Source organism: Bacillus sp. UNC41MFS5 (assembly GCF_000686805.1).
Genome location: NZ_JMLP01000012.1, coordinates 120,379 through 132,787 on the forward strand (window position 1 = coordinate 120,379; position 12,409 = coordinate 132,787).

The following is a 12,409-nucleotide window of genomic DNA, read 5'->3' on the forward strand; positions in this document are numbered from 1 at the left end:
TCTGAATTTTAGAACGATAACGCTTTAGCAGGATAATAAATGAAAGGAAAATACTTAAGTTACAAAATATCTTGAGATTCCGTTATACTATATAAAGGTCAAAATGGATGTACCTGAAAGGAGTAACTATGAAATCTCTTGTACTTGCAGAAAAGCCAAGTGTTGCCCGGGAACTTGCCCGTGTTCTTGGCTGCAATCAAAAACATAAAAGCTATATGGAAGGAAATCAATACATTGTCACATGGGCACTCGGCCACTTAATCGAATTAAAAATGCCAGAGCATTATGATACGAAATATAAAACATGGAATTTAGAGGATTTACCGATTATTCCACAAAAAATGGGCTTGATGGTCATGAAGCAAACCAACCATCAATTCCGTGCAATCGAATCATTAGCAAAACGGAAAGACATTAACGAATGTATCATCGCCACTGATGCTGGTCGTGAAGGTGAATTAGTTGCGCGCTGGATTCTTGAAAAGATTCGGTGGAACAAGCCCTTAAAAAGATTATGGATTTCTTCGCAAACAGATAAAGCCATAAAAGACGGGTTCAAGCAATTAAAGCCAGGTAAACAATTTGAGGATCTCTACCATTCAGCCGTTTGCCGTGCAGAAGCTGATTGGTTAATCGGATTGAATGTAACAAGAGCACTAACAACGAAATATAAAGACCCACTTTCGGCAGGACGGGTTCAGACCCCTACTCTTGCCCTTGTTTTGGAACGAGAACAGCAGATTCAATCCTTTGTTCCAAAGGAATATTGGACGATTCGAGCCGATATTGGCCCACTTTCAACAGATTGGGAACGGGACAATGAAAAGCGCATCTTCGATAAGGCAAAGGCTGAAACCATCCAATCAAAAGTAAATGGTAAAAAGGCGGTGCTAGATAAAATAGACCGCAAGAAAAAATCCGAGCCACAACCGCTGCCTTATGACTTAACCGAACTACAGCGGGATGCAAACAAGCGATTTGGTTTCTCGGCGAAAAAGACATCATCTGTCTTACAGCGTCTTTATGAGCAATACAAATTGGTGACATATCCTAGAACTGATTCACGCTATTTAACCACCGATATGATGAACACAATGACAGACCGCTTGCATGGCATGGCATCCGGGTATAAAGAAGAAGTTCGTCCGCTTCTTGCAAACAAGGGGATTGTGCTCGCCAAACGCGTCTTTAACAATGAAAAGGTAACAGACCATCACGCAATCATCCCAACGGAACAAAGACTTAATCTAAGTGAACTTGATTCAGACGAAAGAAAACTTTATGACATCATTGCTAGACGTTTCTTAGCATTGTTTTTACCTGCTTATGAATTTGAAACCATACAGGCAACATTTAAAGTTGATGGCGAAACCTTTACCGCCAAAGAAACAAATGTAATTGAATTGGGCTTTAAAAAGGTATTAGGAAGAGAAGGATCGGAACAATTGACTACTGGACTGCAAAAATTAACTCAAGGTCAGTCCTTTTCGGTAAAAAATTGCTCAATCAATCAAAAATGGACTGAGCCGCCGCAGCGCTATTCCGAAGCTGATGTTCTGTCACAAATGGAGAAATTCGGACTAGGGACGCCAGCAACCAGAGCAGAAATTATTGAAAGACTCGTGGAAACGGAAGTCGTTGAACGACAGAATGGGCGATTCCACTCAACGAAAAAAGGCAAGCAGCTTATTGATCTTGTTAATGATGAATTAAAGTCACCGGAACTAACGGCCAAATGGGAGCAAGAACTTGAGAAGATTTCCAAAGGAAAGGCAGATCCGAAAGCCTTTTTACAAAAGATCCGCCGCCAAACGGAGCAGCTGGTTTCTGAAATTAAAAAAAGTGAAAAATCCTACCGTGCCCACAATTTAACCGGTTCGAGATGTCCGGAATGTAACGAATTCCTAAAGGAACGGAATACAAAGGAAGGCAAAATTCTCGTTTGCTCAAGTCCAGAGTGTTCCTTCCGAAAACGAAAGGATCCAAAGCTTTCCAACCGTCGTTGTCCGCAATGCCATAAAAAAATGGAGATTCATGATGGAAAAGCAGGCACGTACTTCCAATGCCGCCGCTGTAATGTCGTTGAAAAAGCAGAAGACAAGAAAAAAGCAGTCAATAAAAAGGAAGCACAAAAGCTCGTCCAGAAATATACACAAAAAGAAGATTTCGGAACCAGCTTAGGTGATTTACTAAAACAAGCCTTAAACAATCAGGAATAATTATAAATGGTAAGCACTCAGGATGTGCTTACCATTTATGTTGTAAGTTTTTCGATTCGGCTAGTATTATGGTTGGTCAAAATTTTAGAAACGAGGATAATCTATGAGGATTAGGGATTGGGATCCTAATTTAAAGGTTCGCTTGTTTAGCGAAGCAATGATGAATATCACATTTTGGATGTTTTTTCCGTTCTTAACGATTTACTTCGCAGAAGAGTTCGGTAAAAGTAAAGCAGGATTATTATTAGTTTTTTCACAGGTTTTTTCTGTACTTGCTAACCTTATGGGCGGATACTGTGCTGACCGGTTCGGGCGCAAACGAATGATGGTTCTATCAGCTATCGGTCAAGGCCTTTCGTTTATCGCATTTGGCTTCGCAAGCTCACCCTGGTATGAATCCCCGTGGATGGGCTTTGTGGCTTTTGCAGTAGCCGGTGTATTCGGTTCCTTTTATTGGCCTGCCAGCCAAGCGATGGTAGCCGATGTTGTCGATGAAAAAGACAGAAGCAATGTGTTTGCCATTTTTTACACATCTATTAATATTGCGGTTGTGATTGGCCCGATTTTAGGTGCGATTTTTTATGTTCATTACCGCTTCCAACTATTACTTGTCGCTGGGTTAGTTTGTATTTCCTTAGGACTTATTCTAGCCAAATGGACCCGTGAAACAGTCCCGGTTAATCAAAGCGCTTTTTCGTCTGATGGGAAATGGTATTACTTTTTAAAAAATCAGCTGGAGGATTATTCACTCATTGTTAAAGATAAAACGTTTCTGTTATTTATCCTTGCAGGAGTATTAGCTGGGCAAACATTTATGCAATTGGATTTGTTGATTCCAGTTTATATAAAGGATGTCTTCCAAACTCAAAGTCTATTTTCAATAGGGAATTGGTCGTTTTCAGTCAATGGTGAGCAGGCCTTTGGTTTGGTACTTGCAGAAAATGGCTTCCTCGTCGCTCTTCTGACAGTGATTGTCACAAAGTGGATGAGTACTTATTATGAAAGAAATGTATTTGTTCTCTCGTCAGTTGTGTACGCCATTTCAATGATTCTTTTTAGTCAAACCACGTGGGTTTGGGGTTTAATGATCGCGATGGCGGTTTTCACTTTTGCTGAATTAATGGGGGCTGGGCTCCAGCAAAGCTTTGTATCGCGACTTGCTCCTGAGCATATGCGCGGTCAATATTTCGCCGCTGCAAGCCTTCGGTTTACCATAAGCCGAACCATTGCACCGCTAGCAATTCCAATGACGGTATTGCTTGGCTATAACTGGACCTTTTTCGTGTTAGTTTTTCTTGCCTTGTTAAGTGCTGGGATGTATTGGTTCATGTTTTATTCATTTGAAAAACAAAAGTTTAGAACACAGATATAAAAACCAGTCAATAATTCATCAATATTTGTACTAAATTGTTCACATTTGCCCAATTTGTATTATAATTAACTTATAAAGATAATTAATATAAGGGCGGTGGAAACAATGGAATTATCCCAGTTCATGGCTCCAACATCATTATCAGGTATTATTACATTCTTAGTACTATTTTCCGCAGGTGTTTATTTTAATATAAAAGTATACGGCAGCAAGATGCAGTAAGGATGAAAATCTTTACTGTTTTTTTGCATCCTCTTGTGCAATTGGTAATAGTTTCTTTTTCTAGTTAATAACGCTACAATATAGGGAGATTCAGAAAAAAGGAGACGTACATATGAGTCAATTTAAAAAAACTCTTGAAAAATATGCTGAACTAGCTGTTAAGGTTGGGGTAAATGTTCAGAAAGGTCAAACTCTAGTCGTTAATGCTACATTAGATGCGGCGAATTTTGTTCGTCTAATTGTTAGAAAAGCCTACGAAACTGGTGCTCAAAATGTCATCGTCAACTGGAACGACGATACTGTAACAAGAACAAAATATGACTTAGCTCCAGACGATGCTTTTCTTGAGTATCCTGTTTGGCGTGCCAAAGAAATGGAAGACCTAGCAGCCAAGGGTGCAGCCTTTATGTCAGTTATTTCTACTAGCCCAGATTTATTAAAAGGTGTGAATCCAGAACGGATTTCTAACTTTAATAAAGCTGCCGGAACAGCATTGGCCAATTATCGGAAGGCCGTACAATCTGATAAGGTGAGTTGGACGGTTATCGCCGCTGCTTCACCTGCATGGGCTGCAAAAGTATTCCCTGATGAGCCTGCTGAAAACCAAGTCAATAAGCTTTGGGATGCGATTTTTAAAGCAGTACGTGCAGACGTTGAAAATCCAGTAGAAGCTTGGAAGAAACATGATGAAACCCTTCATGAAAAAGTTCATTATTTAAATGAAAAACGATACCAAAAGCTTCATTACACAGCGCCTGGTACAGACTTAACGATTGAACTTCCTGAAAAACACATCTGGGTGGGCGCAGGCAGTGTCAATGAAAATGGCTTCGAGTTTATGGCAAACATGCCGACCGAAGAAGTGTTCACTGTCCCATATCGAACCGGTGTGAATGGTACAGTTGCCAGTACAAAACCTTTAAGCTATGGTGGAAATATTATTGACCGCTTTTCAATTACATTTGAAAATGGAAAAATTGTTGGCGTGAAAGCAGAAGAAGGCGAAGAAATTCTAAAGCGTCTTGTTGATACGGATGAAGGCTCCCATTATCTTGGTGAAGTTGCACTTGTACCATATAATTCACCAATTTCCCTATCAAATGTCCTATTCTTTAATACATTATTTGATGAGAATGCCTCAAACCATTTAGCGATCGGCAGTGCCTATGCTTTCTGTATCGAAGGCGGAAAGAAAATGTCTTCTGAAGAATTGAAAGAGCACGGTCTAAACGAAAGTATCACCCACGTAGATTTCATGATTGGTTCCACTGAGATGGACATCGATGGAATCACCGCTGATGGCAAAACAGAACCCGTGTTTAGAGGCGGAAACTGGGCTTTTTAATAAAGCGTAAGCGCCCTGTTCAGCGGCGTATGGCCTCCTCGAAAGAGCTCACGCTCTTTCTTCGTGCGATGCTTATGCTACCGAAGCCTTCCTTGTGGAGCGCTCCAACTGAGATAAAGGAAACACGAAGAGCCGGAGGCGCATTCGTGCTTGACTTATCGTAGGGCGGAGAGCGAAGGACACTAGCCGCTAGGGCACTGGAGCTAGACAGTAATCTAAGTTCAGAAACTTAAAGAGCAGGATCACCTGCTCTTTTTTATATTATCCGATTGCCTAAAGTATTCGGACATGTCGAACTCGAAATTGCCATTATAGATGATTAAGAGGTAGAATAGATAATTAACAAAAAAGCTGGTAGGAGGACGTTCTTATGTGGAATGAATTTAAACAGTTTGCCATGAAAGGCAATGTTATTGATTTAGCTGTCGGTGTTATTATCGGTGGGGCGTTTGGAAAAATTGTCTCTTCTCTCGTCGCCGATATTATCATGCCATTAGTTGGATTAATCATCGGAGTAGTTGATTTTTCTGCACTTGCCTATGGAGACTTAGCGTATGGAAAATTTATTCAAACAGTGGTCGATTTCTTAATTATTTCTTTTTCAATTTTCCTATTTGTGAAGTTTATTAATCGTTTTAAAAAGAAGGAAGAACCTGCTGAGGTGGTTGTAAAAGTAGACCGAACAGAAGAGCTGTTAGCAGAAATCCGCGATTTATTAAAAGAAGATAAAGATTTTTTTAGAAAAAATGAAACATCTTGACCAATTAATCGTATATCTTAAGTAACAAATAATTTTTGAGGTGAAAAAATTGTATACACAAACATCTATTGAATTTTTGCCCTCTGTTATACGAACGTTTGCCCTTTCCCTGGCAATTGCTTTCGTGGGTACAATGGCAGGTGTATTTGTACCAGATAGTTTATTTATGCCGCTAGCGATTCTAGAATTTGTCATGCTCATGATTGCATTCTTTTTCAGACGCAAAAAGGCCATTTCGTATTCATTTCTATATCTCTTTACGTTTATCTCGGGAATTACGCTTTACCCAATCGTAGCCTATTACACAGCTGCTGCAGGAGCAAACGTTGTTGTCATGGCATTTGCTAGTACAACCGTAGTTTTTACTGGTGTTGCTATTTACGCAACAAAATCAAAACAAAACTTTTCCTTCTTAGGTGGATTCCTGCTCGCTGCTTTGCTTGCCTTAGTGGTTATTTCTATTTATAATATTTTCTTTCCATTAGGCTCAACAGCAATGCTTGCTTTCTCCATTATCGGAGTAATCGTATTTAGCGGGTATGTTCTCTTTGACTTCAGCCGCATGAAGCATTACGGGGTCAGATCGGAAGAAGTACCATTGATGGCATTAAACTTATACTTGAACTTTATAAACCTATTTGTAAGCATCCTGCGAATATTTGGGATAATTTCTAGCAAGGACTAAACAGAAAAGCGCAAGCGCCCTGTTCAGCGGTGTATGGCCTGGAGCGCTCCAACTGAGATAAAGGAAACACGAAGAGCCGGAGGCGCATTCGTGCTTGACTTATCGTAGGGCGGAGCGCGAAGGACACTAGCCGCTAGGGCGCTGGAGCTGGACAGCACGAGAAAGGAGCTTGGATCCCCAAGCTCCTTTTCCTTTAACTATTATTGATTAACGTGAATCCTCGTTGAATCACCTGATTAACTGATTTTCCCCAATTTTTGTTTCGTAATAGTTCTGAAATAATTTTTACGTTGGGATGGCTCCTATTTTGCAACTTGTAGATTTCTAGTATTTCTAGTCTCAATAGCCACTCATTTGGATATTTCTGATTTAGAGTCGCTATTACCTTCTCCAATCTAGGCCAACTCTGTTCATTCCAATCTGCTCCCTCACGCAGGCTGCGGATTTCTGCATAAAGCCTTTGTAATTCATTTAGTTGCTGAACTTCTGCTTCCTCCAAACTATCATTTTCATTTTTTGGCCATTCAAAGAATTCATCTGGATCTGCTGCACCTGCATACACAGATGTAATTGCTGCCCCAACTGCCATATCATATGTCCCCCATGATGGCTCAAAAAGGACTTGCCCCTGATAGGTTACTTGGCAATCCTGAAAAGAGATTAAGACAGGTTTTCCTGCTGACATCAAAATTGACTTCACAATGCCTTTTACAATGACACCGCTTTCAAATTTTAACACGGCTTCGCTTCCCTCAATGATACCTAAATCCTTTAATTGAGACAGCGAGCAATTCTCTAATGCTAACTTTCCTTCAAGACTTCCTATTGGTGTTCCAAAGCCTTTATGATGCGTATCCTTGCCATGATTCACTATTTGCTGCTGTTCCAGAGATAGTGCCGTCGGTCCTTTTGTTCTGATATAAATAGCTTCTCCCTTATCATCCTTCCAGATTGTTGCCAAGGTACCGGTCACTTGCAACCCAGACGAGAAGACAAATGTTGCAAGATTATCAGATTGCAAGGCTTTTTCAAGACTTTCCGTGCCGCCTTTCTTAAAGGCCATCGTCGAAGCAAATCTTTCAATGGCCATTGCTAATTCATCAAAATCTTTACAAACAAATAATTGCGGCTGCGGCTTCGTGACATCATATGGTGTCTTAATACATTCTTCAACTGAAAATGGGATCTTCTTCACATCGTCGGCTAGACAGCTTTGACTCTCACCTACAGATGAAAGCAAACCAGCTCCGTAGATTTTCGGTTTGCTCAGGTCACCTACCAAGCCATATTCCACCGTCCACCAGAAAAGCCTTGAAACCATATCTGATTCAGATAAACCCTTCACCTTTTTTCTAGCTTCTGCCACAAGCCTTTCTGCCTCTTTCACCTGTTCAGGGGTTGAATTAGGATCTTCCGCAACAATGGTTAAATGGCGGACGGCCATAAATACTTCTAATTTTTCTTTACTTGCAAGTGCTTTTGCCCCCATCTCGCCGATTTTCCTTACAAATTCCCGATAAGATTTATCTAATAAAATGGGCGCATGTCCAGCTGCCTCATGAATCATGTCTGGTGCAGGGGTATAGGCAATGTTTTGGATGTTTCTTATTTCTGTCGCAATCGGTAAAAGGCCATTTGCGAGAAAGCCATAAAAGACGGAACCAGGAATTAATCCATCAATCGTTACAGCCCCCCAGCCGACTTTGGCTAGGCTCTTATTCATATCATCCACCTTTGGAATGGATTCAGTTTTAATCCCTGAATCTCGCAGGCCATTTACATATGCGGGATGGGCAATATCCTTTAAAAAGTAATGATTTTGCTTCATGACAAAGCGCCACACTGCATGATCAATGGGTGTATAGCGATGGTAATACTGTTTTGAAATGTATGGCTGCAAGTGCGCCTGGCCTCTTTTTGCTCCTTTTCCAGTCATAATGAACATTCTCCTTCTCAAAGAATATTTTACTGGTATCATGCCAGTGACTGCATTTTTGGTCGGAGTCTTTCCTTCGCCCTTCTCATCCTTGTTTTAACCGTAGACATGGGAAGGTTACTTTTCTTCGCAATTTCGACGAGAGAAAAATCTTGATAGTAATATAGATAAATAGGATATCTATAGATTTCCGGTAATAGGTTAACCTTTTCAGCCATTTGTGCTGCAGAAAATTTATGTAACACTTCCTCTTCTGGGATGACGGTTGGTTCGAGTGAGGCTGAATACGAATAAACTTCTTCCCTCCAAAATTGCTTTGATTTATTTTCTTTCCGCCAATAGTCACGGCATTTATTGATGGCAATCGTAAATAACCATCCTTTAAATTTGGATTGCTCCTTTATTGAAGGATATGCTAAATAAGCAGAGAGTAATACCTCCTGATAGATGTCCTCAGCAAGTTCTTTATGCTTCACCAATGATAAAATATATTTATAAATGGCTCTTCCGTATTCCATGACCACTTTTTCAAATGATGGGGTACGTTCATTTTTCATTTTCCTAAACCTCCATGTCGAAAAAATAACTTTTCATATTAATAGACGGAGTGGAAAGTGTAACCCCTACAGTTCTGAAGTAATTTTCTCTAAATTTATCTTTCAGTGGGATTTTGAATGAGCCTCTGCATAAATAAACTTATCCCAATTTTTTTGCAAATGGTTATATAATGCATAAGCGCTAACAAAACAGCGCCTGTATTCATGCCAATAATAACCCCGTTCATTCTCCATTCTGGCATTGCTGCAAGCAGGAGAATGAGTGCAAAGGAGATGATGGTCGACCAAATGATATGAATAAAGGTCTCTTTAAGTAGATTAAGTCCAAACAAAAAGGCCTGCATCGGCATGATAAAGAAGTGAAATAAGAAAAATGGCCAGAGTAATTGTAAAAATAGGGCTGGTGTTTCTGATTTAAAAAATAGCGAAGTTAACTCCGGTGCAAAAAAGTAGAAAATAGCAACAGCTGCGACCCCATATACAAAGGTGAGCTTCATCACCTGTTGAAGCATTTTTTGGAGCCTTTTATAGTCACCCTGTGAGTAAGTCTTGGATACAGCTGGAATTAGAACGACCATAAGAGAATGGGCAATAAATGCTGGGAAAAAGCCAATTGACATGGCGACTCCCATCAGCAGCCCAAATTGCTCGGTCGCTACTGTTTCGCTCATTCCAGAACGAACCAACGCTGCCTTAATGATAAAAGGCTGTATTGCACCAGTGAATGCTGAAAACAACCGAAGACCCGTGGTTGGAATCGATACTGCCATTAAATTCTTCTGGACTACCTTGCGTTTCATATTAGAAAATGGCTGGCGTTTCAATTGTTGAAACTGGATAATGAACATGTAGAATAAATATAGGAACACAACAATCTCGCTTCCAATAAATGTACCAATTGCGATTAGCAATGACTCGGATGTGTCAAAGGCAAACAAACGAAAGAGGAGAAACAACCCAGCGAGTTGAATGGTTTTCCTTAAAAAATTAGAGACTGCTATTTTCCCCATTTGTTGCTTGCCCATAAAATATCCCCTCGCGACGGACGTAAAGGAGATGATTGGGATTAAGATTAAAACAAGCCATCTTACATATGGATGATATTTATCAAACACAGGAATAAACGGAATGATCACAGTAGCTGCTAAAAAAAGGACAGCCGAGAATACAATCGTAATCGTAATGGCATGATGAAGGATATTACGGTGATAACGTTCTTCCCTTTCTGCAATAAATTTTGAAATTGATACAGGCAACTCGAAGCTTGCAAGTAAAACAATGAGGAATATCGATGGCAAAATGGACATATACAGTCCTAACCCGTGTGGTCCTAACTCTCGAGCAAGAATCATATTAACTAAAACTTCAATACCTTCCCCCAAAAAAGCAGCAGCAGCTAAAAAGAATATTCCCTTATAATAAATCCCCAATTTTTTCTCCTCCATACTAATCTCACTTATATAAACTTATGAGACAAGTTCTTTGATTAGTAGGAGAAAATTTTTAAAGTAACGAAAAAAGGACCTAAGGCCCTTTTAAATGTTAGTAATGACTGTTCTTTTTTTAATCATCCAAGTTAATCCCACAATGATGATGACTAATAATAACTGGGTAATTGTTGTTTCCAATGTTGGATAGAAACCAATCCAATCAATAAACGGAAGCTGATGTACAGTGCTTGTCGACAACACATCCGAAATCTGCAACGCATGGATACTAATCCCGAGAATTTTAAAGGCTAAAATATAAATTAGAATTGTTGCCGCTTTAAAGAAAAAGCGAATCGGTATTTTGACGCTATAGTAAATAATGGCGAACCCAACAATGGCAAGGATTCCCACTGCCAGGATTACACCCAAAACCAATTGCTGCATACTAATGTAAGGGGTGATTCCTGTATAGAATATGATGGTTTCTGCTCCTTCACGGAACACAGACAGAAAACTAATAAAAGCAAATGAAATTAAACTTCCTCTGGCAATTGCTTGTTCCATTTGTTGATTGATGTATTTATTCCAGTTCCCAATACTGGATTTATTATGGAGCCATGCTCCAACTGTTAACATCATAACCACAGCAACAACTCCAGTAATACCCTCAATATATTCTCGGCTGGAAGCTGCAACGATACGAGAAAATACAATATTAATAATAATAGCTAATACAGCACTTGCTAGGATACCTGCGCCAACACCCGCCCAGATCCATTTCTGTTTTGCTCCCTGACCCATTTTCTTCAAAAAGGCAAGCAATGTAGCGACGATTAATAACCCTTCTAACCCTTCACGCAGCAAAATTAATGCCGCATCCCATAATGAATAATCAGTTTTACTAATTAACGGTGCAAGACGTGAATTTATATCTTTTACAATCTCCTCTGCCTTTGGACCATCGACTTTAGCAGAACTTAAGAGACTAATAGCTGTAGGTATTTTGGTTTCAAGATCACTATACAGTTTACTATCCCTCGTCTGAACATCTCCCTCGACCATTGGCCAAACGTTTAGGACTACATTTAACTGGTTCTCGGCACTTTTATAGTTTTCTTGTGAGATCTGTGATTCTGCCTTACTCAATAATGTAGTAAGATCCGACAGTGAATAATCACCTTTAACCTGTTTAGAAACCTTCCCTGCTAAGAAATTTTCCACTTCACTTGATAGCATCTCGATATTTGTTTTCGCCTTATCTAAATCGACCGGATTCTGGGTAATCGCGATTCGAATTAAAGCCATGTATTTTTCGATACTGCCGTAGGTCGCAATGCTCTCATCATGGACAATTTTTTCCGAAGCATTCCATTTATTTAGCAAGGTTTGATATTGAGTTTTCAATACTGCTTGATTTCCGTCCTCAATCGATTTCTTAAATGTGGCGATGAGCGGTGTCATCTGCTTTACTTGTTCTTTTCCCTTTTTTTTATCTTGTGGATTTTGTTCTTGGTCATAAAGAACCACCGCACTTGACAGGGACGAAAGACTTTTTGACAGCACGTCTTTTTCTATTTTCCCTTCAGTTAGTAAACTTTGAACCTCTTGAAGCGCTTGTTCGACCTTTTTAGCCTGTTCACTATCCGTGTTCTTAATTGCTTTCCATTCGTTTGCAAACTGTTCCATATTGGTCGAAACGGTTGATTGGTCTCCATCCTTGGCTTTCATTAAACTATCACCAATTAGAACGAAAAGTTCATCATGATTCACTTCCGCTTTCGCTGGATGAACGGTTTGGAAAAAAACGAAAAACATCATTAGAATTAATATAGATTTACTTTTTGTTTTAAATCGTAACATGTGTCTCTCTCCTCTATAATAGG

General features: G+C 39.7%; 9 protein-coding genes. 5 read left to right on the forward strand and 4 right to left on the reverse strand.

Annotated features, from left to right (window positions below):
- Window positions 1–128 precede the first annotated feature (128 nt).
- The 5 genes from BR30_RS0107325 to BR30_RS0107345 all read left to right on the forward strand — a co-directional run bounded on the left by BR30_RS0107325 (window position 129) and on the right by BR30_RS0107345 (window position 6,603).
- A complete protein-coding gene (locus BR30_RS0107325; protein WP_026564446.1) occupies window positions 129–2,219 on the forward strand; it encodes a DNA topoisomerase III in 2,091 nt (696 codons plus the stop codon).
- A gap of 103 nt (window positions 2,220–2,322) precedes the next feature.
- On the forward strand, window positions 2,323–3,591 hold the full coding sequence (locus tag BR30_RS0107330) for an MDR family MFS transporter (RefSeq protein WP_026564447.1): 1,269 nt from the start codon (window positions 2,323–2,325) through the stop codon (window positions 3,589–3,591).
- 334 nt (window positions 3,592–3,925) lie between these two features.
- On the forward strand, window positions 3,926–5,158 hold the full coding sequence (locus tag BR30_RS0107335) for an aminopeptidase (RefSeq protein ID WP_026564448.1): 1,233 nt from the start codon (window positions 3,926–3,928) through the stop codon (window positions 5,156–5,158).
- A 370-nt stretch (window positions 5,159–5,528) separates the two neighbouring features.
- On the forward strand, window positions 5,529–5,918 hold the full coding sequence (mscL, locus tag BR30_RS0107340; protein ID WP_026564449.1) for a large-conductance mechanosensitive channel protein MscL: 390 nt from the start codon (window positions 5,529–5,531) through the stop codon (window positions 5,916–5,918).
- Window positions 5,919–5,967: 49 nt separating this feature from the next.
- The gene (locus BR30_RS0107345; protein WP_026564450.1) at window positions 5,968–6,603 is read left to right on the forward strand and encodes a Bax inhibitor-1/YccA family protein; all 636 of its coding nucleotides are present in this window, start codon (window positions 5,968–5,970) and stop codon (window positions 6,601–6,603) included.
- A 193-nt stretch (window positions 6,604–6,796) separates the two neighbouring features.
- Here the strand turns inward: BR30_RS0107345 and BR30_RS0107350 are convergent, their stop codons facing one another.
- The 4 genes from BR30_RS0107350 to BR30_RS0107365 all read right to left on the reverse strand — a co-directional run bounded on the left by BR30_RS0107350 (window position 6,797) and on the right by BR30_RS0107365 (window position 12,386).
- On the reverse strand, window positions 6,797–8,539 hold the full coding sequence (locus BR30_RS0107350; protein ID WP_026564451.1) for an aromatic amino acid hydroxylase: 1,743 nt from the start codon (window positions 8,537–8,539) through the stop codon (window positions 6,797–6,799).
- A 38-nt stretch (window positions 8,540–8,577) separates the two neighbouring features.
- Window positions 8,578–9,096: an RNA polymerase sigma factor gene (locus BR30_RS0107355; RefSeq protein WP_026564452.1), complete on the reverse strand. Its 519-nt coding sequence runs from the start codon at window positions 9,094–9,096 to the stop codon at window positions 8,578–8,580.
- 95 nt (window positions 9,097–9,191) lie between these two features.
- Window positions 9,192–10,526, reverse strand: a complete 1,335-nt coding sequence (locus tag BR30_RS0107360) for a polysaccharide biosynthesis protein (protein WP_026564453.1) — start codon at window positions 10,524–10,526, stop codon at window positions 9,192–9,194.
- Between the two features lie 105 nt (window positions 10,527–10,631).
- Entirely contained in the window at window positions 10,632–12,386 is a 1,755-nt protein-coding gene (locus tag BR30_RS0107365) for an FTR1 family iron permease (RefSeq protein ID WP_026564454.1), read from the reverse strand.
- Between the last annotated feature and the right edge of the window lie 23 nt (window positions 12,387–12,409).